General features: G+C 70.4%; 22 protein-coding genes and 1 riboswitch. Of the genes, 12 read left to right on the forward strand and 10 right to left on the reverse strand.

Going from position 1 to position 22,529, the window contains the following annotated elements; all coding sequences use genetic code 11:
- From AD72_RS29250 to AD72_RS29260, 3 genes are all read right to left on the reverse strand, one after another.
- The coding region (locus AD72_RS29250; RefSeq protein WP_031469852.1) for a hypothetical protein at positions 1-902 on the reverse strand (902 nt) is incomplete at its 3' end.
- Positions 902-1,297 carry a VOC family protein gene (locus tag AD72_RS29255; protein ID WP_031469853.1) on the reverse strand — a complete coding sequence of 132 codons (396 nt, stop codon included), beginning with the start codon at positions 1,295-1,297 and terminating at the stop codon, positions 902-904. The genes AD72_RS29255 and AD72_RS29250, both read right to left, overlap by 1 nt.
- Before the next feature lie 3 nt (positions 1,298-1,300).
- Complete coding sequence (locus tag AD72_RS29260) at positions 1,301-1,975, reverse strand: FadR/GntR family transcriptional regulator (RefSeq protein ID WP_031469854.1); 675 nt, start codon at positions 1,973-1,975, stop codon at positions 1,301-1,303.
- Positions 1,976-2,023: 48 nt separating this feature from the next.
- Here AD72_RS29260 and AD72_RS29265 point away from each other — a divergent pair, with 48 nt between their 5' ends.
- Both AD72_RS29265 and AD72_RS29270 read left to right on the forward strand, forming a co-directional pair.
- On the forward strand, positions 2,024-3,292 hold the full coding sequence (locus tag AD72_RS29265) for a CynX/NimT family MFS transporter (RefSeq protein WP_037347738.1): 1,269 nt from the start codon (positions 2,024-2,026) through the stop codon (positions 3,290-3,292).
- A 125-nt stretch (positions 3,293-3,417) separates the two neighbouring features.
- Positions 3,418-4,035, forward strand: coding sequence for an HdeD family acid-resistance protein (locus tag AD72_RS29270; RefSeq protein ID WP_037347741.1), 618 nt, complete (start codon positions 3,418-3,420; stop codon positions 4,033-4,035).
- Positions 4,036-4,059: 24 nt separating this feature from the next.
- On the opposite strand, the gene AD72_RS29275 is transcribed toward AD72_RS29270, so the two are convergent.
- Entirely contained in the window at positions 4,060-5,442 is a 1,383-nt protein-coding gene (locus AD72_RS29275) for a mycothione reductase (protein ID WP_031469857.1), read from the reverse strand.
- 84 nt (positions 5,443-5,526) lie between these two features.
- Positions 5,527-6,066, reverse strand: a complete 540-nt coding sequence (locus tag AD72_RS29280) for a YbhB/YbcL family Raf kinase inhibitor-like protein (RefSeq protein ID WP_031469858.1) — start codon at positions 6,064-6,066, stop codon at positions 5,527-5,529.
- A gap of 154 nt (positions 6,067-6,220) precedes the next feature.
- On the opposite strand from AD72_RS29280, the gene AD72_RS29285 reads away from it, so the two are divergent.
- Positions 6,221-7,015 carry a S1 family peptidase gene (locus AD72_RS29285; protein ID WP_031469859.1) on the forward strand — a complete coding sequence of 265 codons (795 nt, stop codon included), beginning with the start codon at positions 6,221-6,223 and terminating at the stop codon, positions 7,013-7,015.
- A gap of 19 nt (positions 7,016-7,034) precedes the next feature.
- Here AD72_RS29285 and AD72_RS29290 read toward each other — a convergent pair whose 3' ends face one another.
- A complete protein-coding gene (locus AD72_RS29290; protein WP_031469860.1) occupies positions 7,035-8,177 on the reverse strand; it encodes an 8-amino-7-oxononanoate synthase in 1,143 nt (380 codons plus the stop codon).
- 104 nt (positions 8,178-8,281) lie between these two features.
- A riboswitch (cobalamin riboswitch) is annotated at positions 8,282-8,349 on the forward strand.
- A 54-nt stretch (positions 8,350-8,403) separates the two neighbouring features.
- Between AD72_RS29290 and AD72_RS29295 the strand changes: the two genes are divergently transcribed.
- From AD72_RS29295 to cobA, 5 genes are read left to right on the forward strand one after another with little or no spacing between them, the layout of a single operon-like run.
- Positions 8,404-10,359, forward strand: a complete 1,956-nt coding sequence (locus AD72_RS29295) for a magnesium chelatase subunit D family protein (protein WP_031469861.1) — start codon at positions 8,404-8,406, stop codon at positions 10,357-10,359.
- 17 nt (positions 10,360-10,376) lie between these two features.
- Positions 10,377-10,991 (forward strand): cob(I)yrinic acid a,c-diamide adenosyltransferase, encoded by a 615-nt coding sequence (gene cobO, locus AD72_RS29300; RefSeq protein ID WP_031469862.1) that lies wholly within the window; start codon positions 10,377-10,379, stop codon positions 10,989-10,991.
- Positions 10,985-12,367, forward strand: coding sequence for a cobyrinic acid a,c-diamide synthase CobB (locus tag AD72_RS29305; protein ID WP_037347743.1), 1,383 nt, complete (start codon positions 10,985-10,987; stop codon positions 12,365-12,367). Before cobO ends, AD72_RS29305 begins: the two co-directional genes overlap by 7 nt.
- A gap of 7 nt (positions 12,368-12,374) precedes the next feature.
- Entirely contained in the window at positions 12,375-13,574 is a 1,200-nt protein-coding gene (locus tag AD72_RS29310; RefSeq protein WP_031469864.1) for a bifunctional cobalt-precorrin-7 (C(5))-methyltransferase/cobalt-precorrin-6B (C(15))-methyltransferase, read from the forward strand.
- Positions 13,571-14,779, forward strand: a complete 1,209-nt coding sequence (cobA, locus tag AD72_RS29315; protein WP_031469865.1) for a uroporphyrinogen-III C-methyltransferase — start codon at positions 13,571-13,573, stop codon at positions 14,777-14,779. Before AD72_RS29310 ends, cobA begins: the two co-directional genes overlap by 4 nt.
- 6 nt (positions 14,780-14,785) lie before the next feature.
- On the opposite strand, the gene add is transcribed toward cobA, so the two are convergent.
- Genes add through AD72_RS29330 form a run of 3 tightly spaced genes read right to left on the reverse strand, consistent with a single transcriptional unit; the run spans position 14,786 to position 17,531 of the window.
- Positions 14,786-15,793 carry an adenosine deaminase gene (gene add / locus AD72_RS29320; RefSeq protein ID WP_031469866.1) on the reverse strand — a complete coding sequence of 336 codons (1,008 nt, stop codon included), beginning with the start codon at positions 15,791-15,793 and terminating at the stop codon, positions 14,786-14,788.
- 47 nt (positions 15,794-15,840) lie between these two features.
- Positions 15,841-17,025, reverse strand: coding sequence for an MFS transporter (locus AD72_RS29325; RefSeq protein ID WP_037347745.1), 1,185 nt, complete (start codon positions 17,023-17,025; stop codon positions 15,841-15,843).
- A complete protein-coding gene (locus AD72_RS29330) occupies positions 17,022-17,531 on the reverse strand; it encodes a GNAT family N-acetyltransferase (RefSeq protein WP_031469868.1) in 510 nt (169 codons plus the stop codon). Before AD72_RS29330 ends, AD72_RS29325 begins: the two co-directional genes overlap by 4 nt.
- A 21-nt stretch (positions 17,532-17,552) precedes the next feature.
- On the opposite strand from AD72_RS29330, the gene AD72_RS29335 reads away from it, so the two are divergent.
- Positions 17,553-18,149: a helix-turn-helix domain-containing protein gene (locus tag AD72_RS29335; RefSeq protein ID WP_031469869.1), complete on the forward strand. Its 597-nt coding sequence runs from the start codon at positions 17,553-17,555 to the stop codon at positions 18,147-18,149.
- 116 nt (positions 18,150-18,265) lie between these two features.
- Positions 18,266-19,129, forward strand: a complete 864-nt coding sequence (locus tag AD72_RS29340) for an SAM-dependent methyltransferase (protein WP_037347748.1) — start codon at positions 18,266-18,268, stop codon at positions 19,127-19,129.
- Positions 19,130-19,135: 6 nt separating this feature from the next.
- Here the strand turns inward: AD72_RS29340 and AD72_RS29345 are convergent, their stop codons facing one another.
- Positions 19,136-19,480, reverse strand: coding sequence for an ArsR/SmtB family transcription factor (locus AD72_RS29345; protein ID WP_020497860.1), 345 nt, complete (start codon positions 19,478-19,480; stop codon positions 19,136-19,138).
- A 43-nt stretch (positions 19,481-19,523) separates the two neighbouring features.
- Between AD72_RS29345 and AD72_RS29350 the strand changes: the two genes are divergently transcribed.
- Complete coding sequence (locus AD72_RS29350) at positions 19,524-21,419, forward strand: heavy metal translocating P-type ATPase (protein WP_037347750.1); 1,896 nt, start codon at positions 19,524-19,526, stop codon at positions 21,417-21,419.
- 42 nt (positions 21,420-21,461) lie between these two features.
- A complete protein-coding gene (locus AD72_RS29355) occupies positions 21,462-22,448 on the forward strand; it encodes an LLM class F420-dependent oxidoreductase (RefSeq protein ID WP_031469872.1) in 987 nt (328 codons plus the stop codon).
- Positions 22,449-22,529 lie beyond the last annotated feature (81 nt).

A 22,529-nucleotide genomic window follows, 5' to 3' on the forward strand; every position in this document is an offset into this window, starting at 1 on the left:
ATTGGGAGACACGCTGTAGCTGCCCAGTCGAGGATCGAGTCGCACTGCCGCAGGAGTTCGGCGCGCAACGGTTCGGCCCGGTCGGCGAACTCGGCCTGCCGGGTGGCGTATTCCGCGCGTCCCTGTGGGGTTTCGATGCGCACCGGTTCGTAGCCGAGTGCCGAGAGATCGTAAGGGCTGGCGCACATGTCCAGTTCACGGATGTCGGCGGCGAGCTCGAAACAATCGGCGACCAGTTCCGCGGGAATGAACGGATCGAGTTTGTAGGCGGCCTTGTACAGGTCCATGTTCGCGTGCAGGCAGCCGGGCTGTTCGAACTCGACCTGGCGCTCGCGCGTCGGGGTCAGCGTATTGCGCGGGCGGGCCGGTTCGGTGAAGAACCGGAACGCGTCGTAGTGACCGCAGCGCACCTGCTGCGATTCGAGTACCGCATCGGTGCCCGCGCCGCCGAGCCGCAGCGGATAGTCCGCGTGCCGAACCTGATCCGGGTCCTGCCGGTAGACCATGGCCCACTCGTGCAGGCCGAAGCAGTTCAGCCGGGCGCGCCGGGATGCGGTCGCGGCGAGCAGCGCACGGTAGAACTCCACGGTGCGCAGGCGCGAGCCGGTACAGGCCTCCGGATCGAGTGCGACACCCTCGGCGAAGGCGCGGTATTCCTTGTGGGCCAGGAATTCGCCGGTTCCCGCACCGGTGAGGAGTACGCCGTGGCCGGGGTGCCAGCGCGCGAGTTTGCTCGGCCGGTGCGAGTAGTAGGTGAACAGGAAGTCGTAGACCGGATGCTTCTGACCGGCCGCGCGGCGCTGCCGGTGTGGTTCGAGCAGTGCGTCCATCCGCCGACGGTGCGCCAGCATGCGCTGGTGCCACCGCGGTTCGCTGAGCACGGTCGGAGTGGGGGACTGCATCACCGTGATTCTATCGGTTCGAGCAGGTCCCAACGGTTCCCGTACGGATCGGTGAACACCGCGACGGTTCCGTACGGTTCGTGTCTCGGTTGTTCCTCGAACCGCACCCCGGCCGCGCGCAGCCTGCGGTATTCGCCGGGAAAATCCGTGGTGTACAAGAAGAAACCGACACGGCCGCCGGTCTGTTCGCCGATGCTGGTGCGCTGTCTGCCGCTCGCTGCGCGGGCCAGCAGCAGCCCGGTCTCACTCGCCCCGCGCGGGCGCACCACGACCCACCGCTTGTGTTCGGTGATCCTGGTGTCCTCGAGCAGTTCGAAGCCGAGCACGCGAACGTAGAAGTCGATCGCCTCGTCGTAGCCGGGTACCACCAGGGTGATGAGGCCGAGCCGGTTCATGGTTCAGGTGTGCCTGCGCAGCAGGTCCTCGAAGAAGCCGCCCGCCTCGCGGGCGGCGCGTTCGGCATCGCGGGCGATGATCGCCTCGACGAGGGCGTCGTGCATGATCTGGTCGTCCGGGTATTCGTTGGTGCGGCTGAACGTGGTGGCCACGCTGGCCCGCATGGTCTCCATCAGGCCCCGGTAGAGCTCGGAGAGCAGCGTGTTGTGCGCGCAGTCGATGATCAGCAGGTGCAGCTGGAAGTCGGCCTCGACTGCGGTGGTCTCGTCGTCCCCGTGGACCGTCGCGTTCCGCTCCCGCAGCGCCACACGCAGCGCCGAGACATCGTCCTCGGTCCGGCGCAGCGCCGCATGATAGGCACCGTCCGCCTCGATCATCCGCCGCACTTCGAGCGCCTCGCGCAGTTCATCGGTGCACAACCGGCGCATCGCCCCGGAGAGCTCACTGGTCGCCCGGACATAGGTGCCGTCCCCCTGCCGGACCTCGAGCAGCCCGGAGTGGGAGAGCGCGCGGACCGCCTCGCGGACCGTATTCCTGCCCACGCCCAGCGAGGTGACGAGTTCGGATTCGGTGGGAATCCGCTCGCCGATCGGCCATTCGCCTTCGGTGACCGCGGTCCGCATCTGCTCGATGACCTGGTCCACGAGTCCGGTTCGCTGAGTGGTGACTAAGGCCATCCTAACGTCCCTTCATCCGAAGATCCTACGTTTGTTACGGTAGCAGCCATGGCGGGAATCCAGGATTCGACACCCCAGGACCGGGCGCAGGGGCATAGCGTCGAACTGATGAACACCGGCGCTTCGGAAGAGGTCATCCGCAGTAAGCACGCGGCCCTCATCGGTACGCCGTTGCTGCTGATCGGTGTCATCCTCGCCGCGGCCAACTTCCGGCCCGCGGTGACCAGCATGTCCTCGATCCTCGGTGAGGTGCGCACCGATCTGGGGGCCTCCTCGTTGTGGGCCAGCGTGCTCACCGCGCTGCCCACGGTGTGTTTCGGGATCGCCGCGGTGGCCGGTCCCTGGCTGGGCAGGCGCCTCGGTATGGCCCGCGCGGTCGCCACGGCGCTGACCGTGCTCACCTTCGGGCTGATCCTGCGTGTCCTGGACGGCGAGGCCGTGGTGCTCGCCGGGACCTTCATCGCGGCCGGGGGGATCGCGATCGGCAACGTGCTCATCCCGGTGGTGGTCAAGGAGTCCTTCCCGAACCGGGTCGGACTGGCCACCGGTCTGTACACCGCCGCGCTGAACACCGGTGCGGCACTGGCCAGCGCGCTGACCCCGCCGCTGAACCGCGGCCTCGGCGACTGGCGGCTCGCGGTGGGGGCGTGGGCGCTGCTCGGGGTCGCCGCCCTGATCATCTGGGGACTGGGTGCGCGGCACGGGCACGCCAAGCGCACCGTGGCCGCCGCGGAACCGGGCACTCGCAAGACCTCGCTGTTGCGCAGCCCGCTCGCCTGGGCGATCACCGGTTTCTTCGGCACCCAGTCGCTCGTGGCCTACGTGGCCATGGGATGGATCACCGAACTGTTCGTCAGCTACGGCGTACCGCGCGACGAGGCGGGCCTGATGCTCGCCGTGCTGAGTGTGCTCGGCGTGCCGCTGTCGCTGATCATCGCCCCGATCGCGATCCGGAGCAAAACCCAGTCGGGGTGGATCGCCGGGATGATCGTCGTGGCCATGCTCGGCTTCCTCGGGCTGCTGTTCGCCCCGACGGCCGCGCCCTGGCTGTGGGCGGTGCTGATCGGTGCCGGGATGGGCGTGTTCTCGCTCGCGCTCGGCGTGGTCGCGCTGCGGGCCAAGGACTCGCACGATGCGACCCGGCTCTCGGCCATGGCCCAGGGCTTCGGGTACGTGGTCGCGGCGAGCGGGCCGCTGCTGTTCGGCCTGCTGCACGGGGCGACCGGCACCTGGACGGTCTCGCTGATCGTGGTGCTCGCAGTGCTGTGCGTGGAACTGGTGCTCGGCGTGATCGCCGGACGGGCCCGCTACGTCTGAGCCCGGCTCCCGTGCTGGGACGAATGTCCCGGACGGCTGCGAAAGCTTGCTACACTGAGCGAAATACCCGCCACCTTGTGTGCTCGATGCGGCGGGGCGAGCCGGGCGAAGCAGAGGGGGCAGGCATGTCGCAGGAGAACGCGGCCGGGCCGGAGGACCCGCCCTTGGCCGAGCGGGCGCGTGAGGTGTTCGCCGAGCTGACCAAACGCACCTGGCAGGCCGCGCTCGGCATCGGGATCTGCACTCTGGCCATCGGGATCGTGGTCCTGCTGTGGCCGGCCCCGACGCTGGTCGTGGTCGCCGTGCTGTTCGGGATCTATCTACTGGTTTCGGGCATCCTGCAGCTGATCGCCGCCTTCGGTTCCCGCGCGCAGCACGGCTGGTCCCCGTTCCTCGGTTTCCTCTCCGGGGCGCTGTCGATCGTGCTCGCCGTGATCGCGTTCCGGAACCTGGGCAGCTCGCTGGTCATCCTGGCGATCGGCATCGGGATCGGCTGGCTGGTGCGCGGCATCACCGGGCTCTCGCTCACCTCGGCGTTTCCCCGGGGAACACCCGGCAGGGGATGGGGCCTCGTGCTGTTCACCCTCACCTGTGCCGCCGGGGTCATGCTGATCGTCTGGCCGCTGTCCTCGATCCCCACCCTGCTGCTCGCCTCCGGGATCGCGCTCGTGGCGCTCGGGATCGTCGAGGTGACCCACGCCCTGCGGATCCGTTCCGCGCTCAGGGCGGCGGAATCCCGCTGAGCGGGCGGGAATTCCCGGTACGGCTCAGAGTTCCAGGTTCAGCAGCGCGTTTTCGATCAGCTCGGGCATCGCCGGATGGATCCAGTACTGGCCGCGCGCCATCTCCTTGGCGGGCAGGCCGAAACTCATCGCCTGAATGAGCGTCTGGATGAGCGTCGGCGCCTGCGGCCCGATGATGTGCGCTCCGATGAGCAGCCCGGTCTTCTTGTCGGCAAGCAGTTTCGCGAAACCGGTGGTGTCCTCCATCGCCCAGCCGTACGCGATGCCCGCGTAGTCCTGGACGGCGACGGTGTAGTCGATCCCGGCCTCGCGCGCGGCGCGTTCGGTGAGACCGACGGCGGCGATCTGCGGTGCGGTGAACACCGCGTGCGGCACATAGCGGTGATCGCTGGCGATCAGCTCCTCCGGATGCAGCAGGTTGTGCCGCACCACCCGTTCCTCGTGATTGGCCACGTGCTTGAGCTCGTGCTCACTGGACACGTCGCCGAGCGCGTAGATCCCGGGCACCGAGGTGCGCTGGTACTCGTCCACCACGAGATGACCGCTGTCCCGGGTCTGCAGTCCCGCGGCGGCCACGTTCAGGGTGTCGGTGTTCGGGGTGCGGCCGACGGCCACCAGCAACTCGTCCGCGACCACGGGGTCCTGCCCCGCGATGTGCAGGGTGACCTCGTCCCCGGTGCGCTCCACGCGTTCGGTGCGCGCATCGAGGCGCAGCGCGAACCGCGCCCCGAGCAGTTCGGTGATCCGTTCGCTGACGGCCTCGTCCTCGGCCCGCAGGATCGCCGAGGACCGGGCGATCAGCGTGACCTCGACACCGAGCGAAGAGAACACGTGCGCGAATTCGGCGGCGATGAACCCGGAACCGAGAATCGCCAGCCGCCGGGGCAGCCGCTCGAGGCGCATGATCGTGTTCGAGGTGTGGTAGCCGCTCGACTCGATGCCCTCGATCGGCGGAATCACCGGGCGCCCGCCGGCAGCGACCACGATCGTCTCGCCGCTGATCTCCTCGGCCGCGCCGCCGTCGTTCGGGCTCAGCGTCAGGGTTTTCGGCCCGCTGAACACCGCGTGCGCCTCGAACACGGTGACGTTCTCGTTGTCCGCGTGATTGATCCGGTAGTCCCGGCCACCGGCCGCGATCGAGTCGATCCGCCCGAAGATCCGGTCCCGGATCTTCGGCCAGTGCACCGCGTCGAGCGTCTCGTCCACCCCGAAAGCCGAGGAGTGTCCTGGCGTGGCCGCGATATCCGCGGTGTGCACGAACATCTTGGTCGGGATGCAGCCGACGTTGAGGCAGGTTCCGCCGAAGGTGCCTTGCTCGATCAGCGCGACCGATTTGCCGGCGAACTCTGGTCCGAGGATGGAGTTCGCCGAACCGGTGCCGATGATCACCAGATCGAAGTGCCGCATGCGCCGTTCCTTGTCCGTGGTTGTCTTCCGGGATGCAGAACGCGCGCCCGTCCGGTGGCATTCCGGAAGGGCGCGCGTCCGGGCTCAGTGGCCGAAGACCGGGGTGATGATCGCCCTGCCGAGGGTGTGGAAGGCGAGGTTGAAGCTGACCACGGCCGGGCTGACCGAGCCGTCGATCTCGAGCGCGTCCACATCCACCGCGTGCACCACGAAGTAGTAGCGGTGGTCCCCGTCCCCGGCGGGCGGGGCGGAACCGGCGTAGGCCTTCATACCGAGGTCGTTGGCGATGTGGAAGCCGCCGGGAAGGCTGTCGTCGCTCGCCCCCGCGCCGGTGTCCAGGGAGGTCACCGAGGCCGGGATGTTGGCCACGATCCAGTGCCAGAAGCCGCCCGGGATCGGTGCGTCCGGATCGAAACAGGTGACCACATAGGACTTCGTACCTTCGGGCGCACCGGACCAGGAAAGCTGCGGGGAGATGTTCTGCCCGGAGACGCCCATTCCGTTGAACACCTGGGCGTCCGGCAGCGCGGCGCCGTCGGCGACATCGGCCGAGGTGACGGTGAACGAAGCGACCGAGGGAAGCAGGGAGTAGGGATCGGGGGCGGTAGGACGCTCAAGGCTCATCGGCTGACCCTCCATACGTTGCGCGGGATTGCGTGGCCACGATACCGACTGTGAAATTTCACAGCGAGATACCCGCCGATGTGCGGATAGTCAGCACGATCTCCACCTGATGTGATCGGATGGTCGGAACGAAACGTACGGAGGGAGCCAGAGGATGCGCACCATCAGGGGCAGGGCCGGGGCATTGTTCGGCGCGATCGCGGCTGCCGCGGTGATTCCGCTCGTCGCGGCGGGAAGTGCGGGCGCCACGCAGCACACCGGGATGGAGCCGAAGATCGTGGGCGGCACGGAGGCCAAGCTCTCCGACTTCCCGTCCATCGTCGCGGTGAACCAGTCCAACGGGGACAACTGGTGCGGTGGGACACTGGTGGCGAAGAACAAGGTGGTCACCGCCGCGCACTGTGTCGACGGGAAGCAGCCGGACTTCTTCCAGATCGTGTCCGGATCGGCGGACCGCACCGACGCCAATGCCGAGCACGCCAAGGTCACCAAGATCTGGCAGCACCCGGACTTCACCATGGACAGCATGAAGGACGACGTCGCCGTGCTGACCCTGGACAAGGAACTCAAGGCACCGCTGGCCGAGCTGAACACCGATCCGAAGGCCTACACCGAGGGCACGAACGCGACGGTGCTCGGCTGGGGTGACATCAAGGACGGCGGCGGCCAGTACCAGAAGCTGCTGCGCAAGGTCACCGTGCCGACGGTCGGCGACCAGACCTGCAGCGGTGCCTACGGAGACAGGTTCGACAAGGCCACCATGGTCTGTGCCGGGGTCAAGGAGGGCGGCAAGGACTCCTGCCAGGGCGACTCGGGTGGCCCGATGGTGATCGACGGCCGCCTCGCGGGCATCGTGTCCTGGGGTGACGGCTGCGCCCAGCCCGGCAAGTACGGCATCTACACCCGCGTTTTCGCGGTTGCCGACGACGTCAAGGCCCAGCTGAAGTAAGGCCCGGCTGAAGTAGCGATCAGCTTCGCGGTGCGGTCTCGCTCAGGGACCGCACCGCGAGTTCCACATCCTCGGCGGACAGTTCGGCGTGCGCCCGCAGCCGCAGCCGGGACACCCCGTCCGGCGCGGACGGCGGACGGGCGCAGTCGACCGCGAGCCCGCGCTCGCGCACCGCGCTCGCCCAGTCGGTGGCGGACTGCGGGGAGGGGGCGAGCACCGAGACCATGGCCGAGCCCGGGGAGCTGACCTGAAGGCCCGCCGCGCGCAGTCCTTCGCCGAGGGTGGCCGCGTGCTCCAGGGCCCGGGTGGCGCGCTCGGGCTCGTCCCTGGCGATCTTGAGCGCGGTGAGGGCGGCACCCGCGGCCGGTGGGTTGAGCCCGGCGCCATGGAGGAATGTGCGCGCGGAGTTCACCAGGTGCGCGATCACCCTGCGCGGTCCGAGCACGGCACCGCCCTGGCTGCCCAGCGCCGTGGCCAGGGAGACGGTGGCCACCGCATCGGGTGCCTTGGTCAGGCCGGCCTCGGCCAGTCCGCCGTCGCCGAGGATCCCGAACCCGTGCGTGAGGTCGGCGACCAGACCGGCCCCGTGTTCCCGGCAGGCTGCGTGCAGTTCGGCCAGTGGCGCGATGCCACCGTCCACAGTGAACACCGATTCGGTGAGCACCAGCGCCCTGGCGACCTTGCGGGTGGCGAGCGCCTTGGTCACCGCGGGCACATCCGCGTGCCCGGACACGGCGACCGCCGAACCGGACTGACGGCAGGCGTCGATCAGTGAGGCGTGCATGTACTGGTCCGCCACGATCGCGCACTCCTTGCCGGAGAGCGCGGTGACCGCGCCGAGGTTGGCGGTGTACCCGCTGGAGAACACGAGCGCGGCCTCGGTCCCCGCATAGGCGGCGAGTTCGCGTTCGAGTTCGGCGTGCAGTTCGGTGCTCCCGGTGACCAGCCGGGAACCCGTGGTGCCCGCGCCCCATTTCAGGGCGGCGGCCGCCGCGGCGGAGGCGACCCGTTTGTCCCTGGCCAGGCCCAGATAGTCGGCTCCGGCGAGGTCGATCAGCCCGGAAACGGGCGGCCGTGGCCGGATCCGCCGGGTCAGCCCGGCCTCGGCTCGTTTGCCCGCCTGTTCGTCCAGCCAGGCGAACGCGGATTCGGGGTCGAACATGTCTGGCAGTCTGTCGTTCGTGGCGGGCGCCACTGCATCCGGGGTTGGTGCGCGCGCGGCGACCGGCTAGCGTCGGGACGTTGGAGCGCCCCTGCGCGCCCCGAGAGGAAGCCGGTGCGAATCCGGCGCGGTCCCGCCACTGTGACCGGAGCGATCCGGGAGCCAGGAACTCTCGTGAACCGACCTGTCGCTCGGGCGTGGACACCCGAGGAAGGAGCTTTGCCCCGTGCCTGCCCAGTTCCCGTTCTCCGCCGTTGTCGGCCAGCACGACCTGCGCCTGGCCCTGCTGCTCAACGCGGTGCATCCGGCGATCGGCGGGGTACTCGTCCGCGGCGAGAAGGGCACGGCCAAATCCACGGTCGTGCGCGCCCTCGCCGGACTGCTGCCCGCCGTCGAGGTGCTCGAGGACTGCCGCTTCGCCTGCGCCCCCGGCGCCCCGGATCCGGACTGCCCGGACGGACCGCACGAGACCGCGGCCCGCGAACGCCCGGCCACTCTCGTGGAGCTGCCGGTCGGCGCCACCGAGGACCGGGTGATCGGCTCGCTGGACCTCGAACGGGCGCTCACCGACGGAGTGCGCGCCTATCAGCCCGGCCTGCTCGCCGATGCCCACCGCGGAGTGCTCTACGTGGACGAGGTGAACCTGCTGCACGACCACCTCGTCGATCTGCTGCTCGACGCCGCCGCGATGGGGCGCGCGCACGTGGAGCGCGAAGGGGTCTCGATCTCGCACGCCGCGCAGTTCCTGCTGGTCGGCACGATGAACCCGGAGGAGGGTGAGCTGCGCCCGCAGCTGCTCGACCGGTTCGGGCTGACCGTGACCGTCTCCGCGGACCGGGAGGTCGGACCGCGCACCGAGGTCGTGCGCAGGCGGCTGGCCTTCGAAGCCGATCCGGACGGGTTCGCGGCGCAGTGGGCGAGTGCGGACGCCGAGCTCGCCGAGCGCATCGTGCGGGCGCGTGCCCTGCTCGGTTCGGTGCGGCTGCCGGATGCCGAGCTGCGCCGCATCGCCTCGGTGTGTGCTTCCTTCGACGTGGACGGGATGCGCGCGGACCTGGTGGTGGCGCGCACCGCGGTGGCGCACGCGGCCTGGCGGGGCGCCGAGGCGGTCGCCGAACAGGACGTGGAGGCCGCGGTCCGGCTCGCCCTGCCGCACCGCAGGCGCAGGGACCCGTTCGACGAACCAGGAATCGAGGAGGAGCAACTGCGCGAGGCCATGTCCGAGGCCGCGCAGGCCGCCGGGGAAGAGGAACCCCCGGAACCACCGGAGCCGGACGGCGACGGACCGGACGGGCCAGGCGGCGGACAGGGCGCGCCCGAGGAGGGCAGCGGCACCCCGCAGGACGGGAACTCGCAGAACGGGACCTCGCAGCAGGGGGCCTCGGGCGAACGCACCACGGAGACACCCGATCCGGCGTTCCGCGCCCGGCTGCTCTCGGTGCCCGGTGTCGGCGCGGGTGCCCCGGGGAAGCGTTCGGTCGCGCGCACCACGGGCGGGCGCACGGTGCGCTCGGGTGCGGACGGCACCGGGCTGCACCTGACAGACACACTGCGCGCGGCCGCGCCGTTCCAGGCCGAGCGCGGGCGGGACGGTTCCGGCCTCGTACTGCGCGCCCAGGACATCCGGCGCGCGGTGCGGGTCGGCAAGGAATCGAACCTGGTGCTGTTCGCGGTGGACACCTCGGGCTCGATGGCGGCACGGGCCCGGATGTCCGCGGTCACCGGGGCGGTGATCTCGCTGCTGCGCGATGCGTATCAGCGCAGGGACAAGGTCGGGGTGATCACCTTCCGCGGTGCGAGCGCGGAACTGCTGCTGCCGCCGACGAACAGCGTGGACACCGCGGTGCGCAGGCTGCGGAGGGTGACCACGGGCGGGCGTACCCCGCTCGCCGAGGGACTGCACACCGCACGCAAGGTCGCCGCCACCGAACGGGTGCGCGATCCGCAGCGGCGCTGCCTGCTGGTGGTGGTCACCGACGGCCGGGCCACGGCGGGCCAGAACCCGGACGCGGTGGCGGCCGGGCTCGCCGCCGACGGGGTGGCCGGAATCGTGGTCGACTGCGAGAACGGACCGGTCCGGCTCGGGCTCGCCGGACGGCTGGCCGAGGCCATGTCCGGGCAGTGCCTGCGACTGGAACACCTCTCCGCGGACGGGGTGGCCGGAATCGTGCGGGCGGCCTGAGGAACGGAGGAACCGTTATGCCACAAGGAAAACCGAACTCCGTGCCCGAGGACGGGCTGACCACCCGGCAACGGCGCAACCGGCCGCTGCTGATGGTGCACACCGGGGAGATGAAGGGGAAGTCCAGCGCCGCGTTCGGCACCGCACTGCGCGGGTGGAACCAGGGCTGGTCCATCGGGGTCTTCCAGTTCGTCAAATCGGCGAAATGGAAGGTCGGCGAGGAGAACGCGTTCCGCGCACTCGGCCAGGTGCACGAACAGACCGGCCAGGGCGGCCCGGTGGAATGGCACAAGATGGGCGAGGGCTGGTCCTGGGCACGCAAGCAGGGCACGGAGTCCGACCATGCCGCGGCGGCGCTGGAGGGCTGGCGGGAGATCGTCCGCCGGATCGGGCAGGAGCAGCACACCCTGTACGTGCTCGACGAGTTCACCTATCCGCTCAAGTGGGGCTGGGTGGACGTGCACGAGGTGGTCTCGGTCCTGCGCGAGCGGCCCGGGCACCAGTACGTGGTGATCACCGGCAGGGACGCGCCCGCCGAGCTGATCGAGGCCGCCGATCTCGTGCTGCGCACCGAGAAGGTCAAGCACCCGATGGATGCCGGGCAGAAGGGCCAGCGGGGTATCGAGTGGTGAACACCGGCCGGGTGGTGATCGCCGCCCCCGCTTCGGGAAGCGGTAAGACCATGGTGGCCACGGGTCTGATGGCGGCGCTGCGGGCGCGCGGGCACGTGGTCGCGCCGGGCAAGGTCGGCCCCGACTACATCGACCCCGGGTATCACACGCTCGCGGCCGGGCGCCAGGGCCGCAATCTGGACCCGGTGCTCGTCGGGGAGGACACCGTCGCCCCGCTGTTCGGCTACGGGGCGCGCGGGGCGGACCTCGCCGTCATCGAGGGCGTGATGGGGCTCTACGACGGGCGGCTCGGCGCGGAGGGTTTCGGTTCCACCGCGCACGTGGCCGAACTGCTCGACGCCCCGGTGCTGCTCGTGGTGGACGCCAGGGGACAGAGCCGGAGCCTTGCCGCCCTGCTGCACGGTTTCCGCACCTACTCCTCCGGGGTGCGGATCGCCGGGGTGATCCTGAACAACGTCGGTTCGCCGCGGCACACCGAGGTGCTGACCGAGGCGGCCAATGAGGTCGGGCTCCAGGTGCTCGGCTCGCTGCCGCGCGCGGCCGAGGTCGGGGTGCCGAGCAGGCATCTCGGCCTGCTCACCGCCGCCGAGCACGGTGCCGAGGCGGAGGCTGCGGTGCGCGGGATGGGCGAGCTCGTCGCCGAACACCTGGACCTGGACGCGGTGGTGCGGGTGGCCCGCTCGGCGCCCGCGCTGACCGGGCCGGACTGGACGCCCGGGCTCGAACCGGTGACCGGATCCCCGGTGGTCGCGGTGGCCTCCGGTCGCGCGTTCACCTTCGGCTACGCCGAGCACGCCGAGCTGCTCGAGGCCGCGGGCGCCCGGGTGGTGACCCTGGACCCGTTGCGGGACAACGCATTGCCTCCGGAAACGGCGGGCCTGGTGCTGCCCGGCGGATTCCCCGAACTGCACGCGAAGGACCTCGCCGAGCGCGCGGGGCTGCGGGCGGAGATCGCCGGGTTCGCCCGGGCGGGCGGACCGGTGCACGCGGAATGCGCCGGGTTGCTCTACCTCGCGCAGCACCTGGACGGGGTGCCGATGTGCGGGGTGCTCCCGGCCGGTGCCCGGTTCACCGAACGCCTCACGCTCGGCTACCGGGACGCGGTGGCCACGAGCGATTCGGTGCTGTTCCGCGCCGGGGAACGGGTGGCGGGGCACGAGTTCCACCGCACCACGATCGAGCCGGGGCACGGTGAAACGGCGGCGTGGGGGCTGCCGGGCAACCGCCGGGAAGGCTTCGTGACCGGGCGGGTGCACGCCTCGTATCTGCACACCCATCCGGTCGGCAGTCCGGAGGCGATCACCCGGTTCGTCACGGCCTGCGCGGAGCACATGGTTGACTTACCGCGGAGCACACAGCCCCGCGGGAGAAGGTGAACCGAACGTGACCGTGACCGTTGTCGGAGTCGACGGGACCTCGCTCGCACCAGGCGGGCGGCACCTGATCGGCAAGGCGACCCTGATCATCGGCGAGCCGAGGCACGTCGAGGCCTTCGCGCCGCGCGGGGTGCCGCACCGGGATCTGGAGCCGCTCGGCTCGAGTGTCGGCGCGATCTACCGGGAACACGGCAAGGAAGACGGCAATGTGGTCGTGCTGGTGCACGGCGATCCGGGTTTCTTCGGCATGCTCGGCGCGTTGCGGGAGAACGGCATCGAGCCCAGAGTGCTTCCCGCGCTCAGCCCGGTGCAGCGGCTCGCCGCCATGGCCGGGGTGCCCTGGGACGATATGGCGATCGTGGACGCCGGCGACGGCGGGCTGCGCCGGGCGCTGAACGTGTGCCGGGCGCGCAAGGCGGTCGCCGTGCTCACCGCGCAGGGGGCGGGACCGACCGAACTGGGCGCCGGGCTGGACGGCTGGCGGCGCAGTCTCGTGGTGGCCGAGGAGATCGGCACCCCGCGCGAGACCCTGTCCACAGTGGACTCGGCGGAGGCGGCCAAACGGCTGTGGCGATTCCCGAACGTGGTGTTCTCCTTCGCGGAGTCCCAGCTGGGCCAGGGAAAGAACTGGAACGGGTGCGGGGAACCGTGCCCGCCGGACGGCGGCTGGGCGCTGGAGAGCGAGGCGTTCGCGCACCGCGAGGGGGAACTGGCCGCGGACGCCGTGCGCGCGCTCGCCCTGGCCAGGCTGGCCCCGCGCCCCGGTCAGCTCGTCTGGGACATCGGTGCGGGCGCCGGGCAGATCGCGGTGGAGTGCGCCCGGCTCGGTGCGGCCGTGGTCGCGGTGGAACCCGATCCGGGGCAGTCGGTGCGGGTGCTGGCCAACGCATCCCGGCACGACGTGGACGTGCGGCTGGTCGGTGAACCGGCACCCGGATCGCTGCAGGAGCTGCCCGAACCGGACGCGGTGTACGTCGGCGGTGCGGGACCGGACGTGTTCGCCGCGGTCGTGGCGAGCGGGGCGGACCGGATCGTCACCTCGGTGGCCGATCTGACCAGGCTGGGTGCCTATCGGGATATGTTGCGGGACAAGGGATACCGGGTGTCCGGTCGGCAGTTGGCGGTCGCGGGCCTCGCGGAGTTCGACGGTGGAGGTGTCGGCATGGGACCGGCCAGTCAGGATGTGCTGTTGTGGGGAGTGCGATGACCGAGGACCACTATCTCGCCGGGCTCGACCTGCGCGACCGGCGCGTCGTGTTCATCGGTGGCGGCGGGGTGGCGCAGCGACGGCTGCCGAGGCTGATCGCGGCTGGTGCGCGGGTGGAGCTGATCGCTCCCGAAGTCACCGTCGCGGTGTCCGGGATGATCGAAGCCGGTGAGATCTCCTGGCAGCGGCGGGGTTATGCCGAGGGTGACCTGGACGAGGCCTGGTACGCGATCGCGGCCAGTTCGGATCCGGAGGTCAACGCGCGAGTGGTCGAGGAAGCCCAGCGGCGGCGGGTGTTCTGTGTCCGTTCCGATCTCGCTTCCGCGGGGACCGCGGTGACCCCGGCGATCGGGGAACACGACGGAATGGTGCTCGGGGTGCTGGCGGGCGGGGCGCACCGGCGTTCCGCGGCGGTACGGGATGTGGTGCTCGAGGCACTGCGCACCGGAACCCTGGCCGAGGCGGGCGAACTCGGTGCGAAAACCGCGGGCGTGGTGCTCGTGGGCGCCGGTCCCGGTGATCCGGACCTGATCACCGTGGCCGGACGCCGCGAACTGGCGCGCGCGGACCTGGTGGTCGCCGACCGGCTCGCCCCGCGCGCGCTGCTCGACGAACTGGCCGGGCACGTGGAGATCGTGGACGCGGCCAAGATTCCCTACGGGCGCGCGGCCACTCAGCAGGCCATCAACACCGCGCTGATCGAGGGCGCGCGCGCCGGGAAACGGGTGGTGCGCCTCAAGGGCGGCGATTCCTTCGTGTTCGGCAGGGGATTCGAGGAAGTGCTCGCCTGCGCGGAGGAGGGGATCGCGGTGACCGTGATTCCCGGGGTGACCAGTGCCTTCTCCGCCCCGGCGAGCGCGGGCATCCCGGTCACCCATCGCGGCGTGACCCACGAGGTGGTCGTGGTCTCCGGGCATGTCGGCCCCAGCGACGAGAGCAGCCTCGTGGACTGGCCCTCGGTGGCCAAACTGCGCGGCACCCTGGTGCTGATGATGGCCATGCAGCGGCTCGGGGAGTTCACCGAAGTGCTGATGGCGAACGGAAAACCGGGCGACACCCCGGCCGCCGTGATCGCCGACGGCGCGACCCGCAACCAGCGGGTGCTGCGCTCCACCGTGGCGCGGGTGGCGGCCGAGGCGCGGGAACAGGAGTTCACGCCTCCCGCGATCGTGGTGATCGGGGAGGTCGCCGGGTTCAGTGCCTGACCGCGATCACGCCGAAGCGAGTACCGAGTCGATCTCGGCGAGGATGCGTTCGGCGATCTCCGGTGCCGCGTAGGAATACCTGATCGAGTTGCGGGCCAGCTCGGCGAGACCCGCCTCGTCGAGCTCGCACAACCGGACCGCGACGGTGTACTCGGTGTCCAGATCGGTGTGGAACATCCCGGGATCGTCGGTGCTGAGCGTGATCGGGGCACCGGAGGCCAGCAGGCGGGGGAGCGGGTGAGCCTCCAGAGATTCCGTGGCCCTGGTGCGCAGGTTGGACATCGGGCACACTTCGAGCGGAATTCCGTTGCGCGCCAGGTGATCCAGCAGTTCCGGATCGGTCACGCTGCCGATGCCGTGCCCGATGCGCTCGGCGCGGAGCTCGCGCACCGCTGCCCACACCTCGTCCGGGCCGGTGGTCTCCCCGGCGTGCGCGACCACGTGCAGCCCGGCGTCCCGCGCGGCGGCGAACGCGTCCGCGAAGCCGGCGCGCGGGTAGTCGTCCTCGAGACCCGCGAGTCCTAACGCGACAGTCCCTTCCGGACGGACGCGGACCGCGAAGTCCACGGTCTCCTCGGTGCCGCCGAAACCGGCCGGGATGTCGTAGATGTAGTTGAGTTCGACCCCGTGCACCTGTGCGGCCTCGGTGCGCGCCGCGGCGAGGGTTTCCCCGAGCTCCTCGGGCGCCACTCCCTTACGGATGTGCATCACCGGGGTCACGGTGATCTCCGCGTAGCGCACCTGGCATTTGGCGGCATCGCGGGCGGCGCCGAGTACCAGTTCGCGCACATCCTCACCGGTGCGTACCAGTTCGTCCACTTTCGCGTAGTTGTCGATGAAATGCGGGAAATCAACGAATTCGTAGAACCGCTCCAGCTCCGCGGGATCGGTCGGTACGGCACCGTCCGGGTGCCTGCGCGCGAGAGTGAGCACGGTCTCCGGGGAGGCCGAGCCGACGAGGTGCAGGTGCAGTTCGGCTTTCGGCAGCGCGGCGATGAATGCGGGGATGGTCATACGAGAGACCCTATTGCCTCGCGGTGACAGGGCAACCGAATACTCCCTCAGCCCGATGCCGCACCGGCGTGCCGGACCCGGCCGCTCGCCGCGAACAGGGCACCGAGGGCGACGAGCGCGGCGAGGATCACGAACGCGGGACCGTACCCGCCGAACAGGGTGGCCAGTCCGGTCCCGCCGAACGGGGCGAGCGCGATCGCCAGCGTGAGCGGTGCACTGAACAGTCCGTTGAGGGTGCCGAACCGCGCGGTGCCCCAGCGATCGCTGACCGCGGTCGCCTGCAGCAGCGTGTACACCCCGCGCACCGCACCGGCACCCAGTCCGAGCACCATCACGAGTGCGGCCGGTCCGGACACCACCGCCAGCAGGGCGGTCATCAGCGCGCCGAGGGCGAGTACGGCGACGGTGCGGAACCCCGGCCCGAACCGCGCGCTGAACCGGCCGTAGCCGAGCCTGCCGAGCAGTTGCCCGGCCCCGCACAGCGCGAGGGCGATCGCGCCCGTGGTGTTCGACTCGCCCCGGCTGGTGAACAGGGGCACCAGGTTCACCGTGGCCGCGTACATGCCGAAGCCGGCCAGCACCATCGCGCACACCAGCGACCAGAAGGCCGGGCTGCGCGCGACGGTGCGGACGTGGTCCCCGGATGCGCCGTCCGCCCGCCGCCGATCGGGTGGCCAGGGCAGGCGCAGGCACCAGAAGTGCACCGGAAGGGTCACCGCGCCGAGCAGGCAGGCGAGCACGAGGAGGCAGCCACGCCAGCCGAGCAGCGTGAGCAGCCCGTCCGCGATCGGCGCGAACACGGTGCTCGCCAGGCCGCCGACCAGGGACACGGCGGTCAGCGCCCGCACCCGTTCGGTGCCGTACCAGCGGGTCAGCGCGGCGAAGGCGGGCTGGTAGAGCAGCATGGCCTGGGCTGCGCCGGTGAGTATCCAGGCCGCGAAGAACAGCGGGAGGCTCGGGGCTTTCGCCACCGCCAGCAGGCCGAGCACGCCGAGTACCGATCCGGTCGTCATCACCACCCGCGGGCCGCTCCGGTCCACCCAGCGGCCGACGAAGGGCCCGCACAGCGCGGAGGCGACCAGCCCGGTGGAGAACGCGCCCATCGCGGCGCCCGCCGACCAGCCGGTGTCCCGCAGTACCGTGCCGAGCAGCACCGGGAACGTGTAGTAGAGCACGCCCCAGCTGACGATCCCGGTCGCGCACAGCCCGAGCAGCGCAGCCCGCCGGGTCATAGCGAGCGCTGGTAGAGGACCGTGTCCAGGATCCTGCCGTGTTTCTCACCGACCCCGGTGAGCCGGCCCGCCTCGGTGAAACCGAACGCCAGGTGCAGCGCGGCGGAGGACGGATCCCCGGTGTCCACGACAACCGCGATCAGCTGGCGGATGCCCGCTTCCGCGCCGCGCGTCAGCAGTTCACCGAGCAGTGCCTTGCCGAGCCCTCTCCCGGACTGTCCGGGCGCGAGGTAGATGGTGTCCTCTCCGGTGTACCGATAGGAGGGTTTGGGCCGCCAGGGGGCGATGTAGGCGTACCCGAGGATCTCCGTGCCCGACTGCGCGACGAGGAACGGCAGCCCCTGAGCGGCGAGCTCGGCGAACTTGGCCCGCCAGTCCGCGAGAGTCGGCGGGTTCTCCTCGAAGGTCGCGAGGCTGGTGCGCACATAGTGCTCGTAGATCCGGGCGACGGCGGGGAGATCAGCGGACCGTGCGGACCGGACCTTCGTTTTCTCTATAGCGAACATTATGGTTATTATAGCGGAATCATGGATCTCGGTGAACTGGGAAAGCGCATCCAGGCGCTGCGCGGTGAGCGGGGGATGACCCTGCAGGATCTCGCGTCGACGGCCTCGGTGAGCGTGAGCATGGTTTCCTCGGTGGAGCGCGGGCAGAAGGCGCCGACGGTGGTGGTGCTGGCCAGGATCGCCGAAGGGCTCGGCGTACCGCTGACCGAACTGCTCGATCAGGGGCCGCGCACAGTGCTGCGCCGGGCCGCCGAGCAGGATGTGGTGGACGAGCCGGGCGGCTGGCGGCGCGTGGTGCTCTCCCCGGTGGTTCCCGGGGTGAACTTCGAATGGATCCGCTCCAGCCTGCCGCCGCACTGCGCGGCGGGCGAATATCCGGCCTATGCCCCGGGTTCGCACGAGTTCGTCGTGGTGGAATCGGGCAGCCTGCACCTCGGGGTCGGTACCGAGGTCTACGACCTCGAGGCGGGCGATTCGCTGTACTTCTCCGCGGATGCCGTGCACAGCTATGCCAACATCACCGGGCAACCGTGCCACTACTACATCGCCGCGCTGATCATGCGACCGCGCCATGCGGCTCCGGTGCGGCGCTGGAGCGCGGCCGAGCCCGGGGCATGAGGAAGCTCACAGTGGGGGATTCCGGCAAAGCGGACGGTTATCCGGCGGCTCGTGCCACGGTGTGAAAAGCGGTCCTGTCCACTGTTGTCCGGGTGTATTCGCGATGGAGGTCGGCCATGACGCAGGCGAACGAGGAATGGGACATCGTCTCGAGTGTTGGCTTCACGGCCCTGCTCGTCGCGGCCGCGCGGGCCGCCGAGACGGCGAGCGCCGATCCGCTCATCACCGATGAATACGCGGCCGCCTTCGTCGATTCGGCGAACCCGGCGACGTCGATCCGGGACGGGCACAGCGGCGTGGACGAGGAATTCTGGCTCTCCATGGTCGACTACATGGCGGTGCGCACCAGGTTCTTCGACGACTACCTGGAGAACGCCGGGACCCCGCAGGTCGTGGTGCTCGCCTCCGGTCTGGACGCGCGGGCCTACCGGCTCTCGGTGGCACCGGAGACCCGCTGGTTCGAGGTGGACCAGCCGAAGGTGCTCGCGTTCAAACAGGACGTGCTCGAGGCGCGCGGCGCCGAACCGGTGTGCGGGCACCGGATGGTGGGCACCGACCTGCGCGAGGACTGGGTGTCCGCACTGCGCGCGGCCGGGTTCGACCCGGAACTGCCGACCGCCTGGCTCGCCGAGGGACTGCTGATGTATCTGCCCGCGCAGGCCGAGAATCAGCTCTTCGCGCGGATCGACGAGCTCTCCGCCCCGGGCAGCCTGATCTCGGTGGAGGACGCGGGCGCCCAGGCCACCGGCTCCTTCGTGCACGACGAACGGGTCGCGGACGCCTCCGAGCAGTTCGGGGTCAGCTTCGCCGATCTGGTCAGCCAGGAGGAGCGCGCGGACTTCGCGGAATTCCTGGGCGCCAAGGGATGGTCGGTCGAACCGCGCGGCATCGAGTCGATCGAGCAGGAGCATGGGCGGCACATCAGCGGGCGGACCAGGGACCTGCTCGGCGGCATGCGGGTGGTGAACGCGCGCCGGTAGACCGGCTCAGCGATCGGTGAGCCCGAGGCGAAGGTGCTCGCTGTGGTACACGGCCTCGTCGAGCAGCTGCGCGACGTGGTTGTCGTAGAGCCGGTAGATGATGCTGCGCCCATTGCGGGTGCCGGTGACCAGTCCGAGGGTGCGCAGCAGCCGTAACTGGTGCGAGACGGCGGACTGCTCCATGCCGACCGCCTCGGCGAGCTCGGTGACCGGAAGCGGTCCCGCGCGCAGCTTGGCGAGGATGCGCAACCGGCTGGGGGTGGCCAGCGCTTGCAGCGTCTCGGCGACGTTCGCCGCGCTCTGTGGATCGAGATCCTCGACCGGTTGGCGCACCTGCGGTGTGTGTCCCACGCGGGTAGCGTAGCCCACAGCCCATAATTGAAGACATCTTCATATGTTCTGTTATCTTGGGTTCGTGTTCGCCGTCTCCGAAGTGCGGTTCGCCGCCCTCGCACTGGGTTTGTTCCTGTTCGGGCTCGCCGCGGAACTCAGCGGCTGCCCGGAATGGCTGTGGGTGTCCGCCTACCTGGCCTGTTACCTCGCCGGCGGTTGGGAACCCGCGATCGCCGGGGTGCGCGCGCTCGCCGGGAGGACCCTGGATGTGGACCTGCTGATGGTGCTCGCCGCCATCGGCGCGGCCGCGATCGGTCAGTTCATGGACGGGGCGCTGCTGATCGTGATCTTCGCGAGCTCCGGCGCCCTCGAAGCGCTGGCCACTCGGCGCACCGAGGAATCGGTGCGCGGGCTGCTGCGGTTCGCCCCGGAGACCGCGAGCCGGGTGACCGCGGACGGGGAACAGACCGTCGCGGTCGCGGAGCTCGCGGTCGGGGACGAGGTGCTGGTGCGGCCCGGAGAACGGATCGCCGCGGACGGGATCGTGCTGCACGGGGAGAGCGAGGTGGACAAGGCGAGCATCACCGGTGAACCGCTCCCGGTGCCCACCTTCACCGGGGACGAGGTGTTCGCGGGTACCGGGAACGGGACCGGGGCGCTGCGCATCCGGGTCGGGCGCACCGCCGAGCACAGTGTGCTGGCCCGGATCGCCGAATCGGTGCGCGAGGCGAGCGCCACGAAGGCGGGTACGCAGTTGTTCGTGGAGCGGGTGGAGCGCTGGTACTCGCTCGGCATGGTCGCCGCGACCGTGCTGCTGTTCGCGATCCCGCTCGCGCTCGGCACCCCGTTCCGGGAGGCGCTGCTGCGGGCGATGACCTTCATGATCGTGGCCTCTCCGTGCGCGCTCGTGCTCGCCACCATGCCCCCGCTGCTGGCCGCGATCGCCACCGCGAGCCGCAACGGGGTACTGGTGAAGTCCGCCGTCGCGCTCGAGCGCCTCGCCCGCACTACCCGGTTCGCCTTCGACAAGACCGGAACCCTCACCAAGGGAGCTCCGGTATTGGCCGAGATCCACACCGCCGACCGCGCCGAGGAGGATGTGCTCGCTCTCGCCGCTGCGGTCGAGTATCCGAGCGAACATCCGCTCGCGGGCGCGATCCTGGACGCGGCGCGCGAACGCGAGCTGTCCATCGCGCCGGTGGGCGGCTTCTCCGCCCGGCCGGGGCGCGGGGTTCGCGGGCGGGTCGATGGCACGGAGATCGAGGTCGGTGTGCCCAGTGGACAGTCCACAATGGACGATGTGCTCGCCGCGGTGCGCGCCCGGGGCCGGACCGCGGTACTGGTGAGCGAGGCAGGGAAGGCGATCGGGGTGCTCGGAATCGCGGACCGCACCCGCGCCGGTGCGGTGGCGGCGGTCGCGGGCTGCGTCCGCCTGACCGGAACCGGTGCCGTCCTGGTCACCGGAGACCATTCGGTTGCGGCGCAAGCGATCGCGGACGAGGTGGGCATCCGGACCGTGCACGCGGGCCTGCTTCCCGAACAGAAGCGGGAACTGATCGCCGGATACGAGTCCGAGGGGGCGCGGATGGCGGTGGTGGGCGATGGGGTGAACGACGCTCCCGCGCTCGCCGCCGCGGGCACCGGACTCGCCATGGGCGGCGCGGGCGCCGATCTGTCCCTCGGTGCCGCGGATGTCGTGCTCGTCCGGGACGAACTGACCGCGGTGCCCACGGTGCTCGCTCTGGCCCGCCGGGCCGAACGGGTGGTCGTGGCCAACCTGGTGATCGCCGCGGCGTTCATTCTCGGGCTCGTGGTCTGGGATCTGGCCGGGGTGCTCCCGCTGCCGCTCGGTGTCGCCGGGCACGAGGGATCCACGGTCCTCGTCGGGTTGAACGGGCTGCGACTGCTCGGTTCCCGTGCCTGGCGCCGGGCACGCGACCGGGCAGGTGCCGGTTAGCGGTCTCGACGCGGAACCGCGGCGGCGACTAGGGTTCCGGCCATGCGCTTCGGACTGTTCGTACCTCAGGGATGGCGGCTCGACCTCGCGGGAATCGAGCCGGGAGAACACTGGTCGCGGATGCTCGACCTCGCGAAGTTCGCTGAGCGGGGGCCGTACGAGTCGATCTGGGTGTACGACCACTTCCACACCGTTCCGGAACCGACCGAGGAGGCCACCCACGAGGCCTGGTCGCTGATCTCCGCCCTGGCCGCGAGTACCAGCACGGTTCGCCTCGGACAGATGTGCACCTGTATGAGCTACCGCAATCCGGCTCAGTTGGCGAAGGTGGCCGCGACCGCCGACCTGATCTCCGGCGGCCGGGTCGAGATGGGTATCGGCGCCGGGTGGTACGAGCACGAGTGGCGGGCCTACGGCTACGGGTTCCCGAGCGCGGGGGAGCGGCTCGGCAGGCTCGAGGAGGGGGTGCGGATCATGCGCGATCTCTGGACCGAGGGCCGGTCGAGCCGGGATGGCAAGTACTACACGGTGGACGGGGCGATCTGCCGGCCGCTTCCGTTGCAGGAGAACGGAATCCCGCTGTGGATCGCCGGTGGCGGTGAGCGTCGCACGCTGCGCATCGCGGCGCGGTATGCCTCCTACACCAACTTCGACGGCACCCCCGAGGGGTTCAAGCACAAATCGGAGGTGCTCGCCGGGCACTGCGCCGAGCTCGGCACCGACTTCGACGCGATCGTGCGCTCGGCCGACTACAACGTGGTGATCGGCGCGACGGAACGGGAAGTGGCCGAGCGGCTGGACTGGTTCGAGGCGCACTACGCGAAATACGTTTCCGCGGAGAAGGTCGCGCAGCAGCGCGAGATGATGGCGAACGGGCCGCTGGTCGGCACTCCGGAACAGATCGCGGAGCGGCTCACCGGCCTGCGTGGTCTCGGGCTCGAATACGCGATCCTGTACTTCGCCGAGGCGGCCTACGACCGGTCCGGGATCGAGCTGTTCAACAAGGAGGTCGCGCCGGCGCTGCGCTGAACTCGCGGCCCGGAAACCGTGGGGTAACCAGCGGCGGGAAAATTCGGTAAGAACTCTTGTCACTTTGCTGAGATAGCGCTA

Source organism: Sciscionella sediminilitoris, assembly GCF_000737195.2.
Taxonomy (GTDB): domain Bacteria; phylum Actinomycetota; class Actinomycetes; order Mycobacteriales; family Pseudonocardiaceae; genus Sciscionella; species Sciscionella sediminilitoris.

Coding starts and splice junctions, on each gene's coding strand:
- cobO (WP_031469862.1), top strand. CDS start 10,377: ATGCCACAAGGAAAACCGAACTCCGTGCCCGAGGACGGGCTGACCACC.
- cobA (WP_031469865.1), top strand. CDS start 13,571: ATGACCGAGGACCACTATCTCGCCGGGCTCGACCTGCGCGACCGGCGC.
- AD72_RS29330 (WP_031469868.1), bottom strand. CDS start 17,531: ATGTTCGCTATAGAGAAAACGAAGGTCCGGTCCGCACGGTCCGCTGAT.
- AD72_RS29265 (WP_037347738.1), top strand. CDS start 2,024: ATGGCGGGAATCCAGGATTCGACACCCCAGGACCGGGCGCAGGGGCAT.
- AD72_RS29260 (WP_031469854.1), bottom strand. CDS start 1,975: ATGGCCTTAGTCACCACTCAGCGAACCGGACTCGTGGACCAGGTCATC.
- add (WP_031469866.1), bottom strand. CDS start 15,793: ATGACCATCCCCGCATTCATCGCCGCGCTGCCGAAAGCCGAACTGCAC.
- AD72_RS29335 (WP_031469869.1), top strand. CDS start 17,553: ATGGATCTCGGTGAACTGGGAAAGCGCATCCAGGCGCTGCGCGGTGAG.
- AD72_RS29350 (WP_037347750.1), top strand. CDS start 19,524: ATGTTCTGTTATCTTGGGTTCGTGTTCGCCGTCTCCGAAGTGCGGTTC.
- AD72_RS29255 (WP_031469853.1), bottom strand. CDS start 1,297: ATGAACCGGCTCGGCCTCATCACCCTGGTGGTACCCGGCTACGACGAG.
- AD72_RS29290 (WP_031469860.1), bottom strand. CDS start 8,177: ATGTTCGACCCCGAATCCGCGTTCGCCTGGCTGGACGAACAGGCGGGC.
- AD72_RS29325 (WP_037347745.1), bottom strand. CDS start 17,025: ATGACCCGGCGGGCTGCGCTGCTCGGGCTGTGCGCGACCGGGATCGTC.
- AD72_RS29270 (WP_037347741.1), top strand. CDS start 3,418: ATGTCGCAGGAGAACGCGGCCGGGCCGGAGGACCCGCCCTTGGCCGAG.
- AD72_RS29340 (WP_037347748.1), top strand. CDS start 18,266: ATGACGCAGGCGAACGAGGAATGGGACATCGTCTCGAGTGTTGGCTTC.
- AD72_RS29280 (WP_031469858.1), bottom strand. CDS start 6,066: ATGAGCCTTGAGCGTCCTACCGCCCCCGATCCCTACTCCCTGCTTCCC.
- AD72_RS29275 (WP_031469857.1), bottom strand. CDS start 5,442: ATGCGGCACTTCGATCTGGTGATCATCGGCACCGGTTCGGCGAACTCC.
- AD72_RS29355 (WP_031469872.1), top strand. CDS start 21,462: ATGCGCTTCGGACTGTTCGTACCTCAGGGATGGCGGCTCGACCTCGCG.
- AD72_RS29285 (WP_031469859.1), top strand. CDS start 6,221: ATGCGCACCATCAGGGGCAGGGCCGGGGCATTGTTCGGCGCGATCGCG.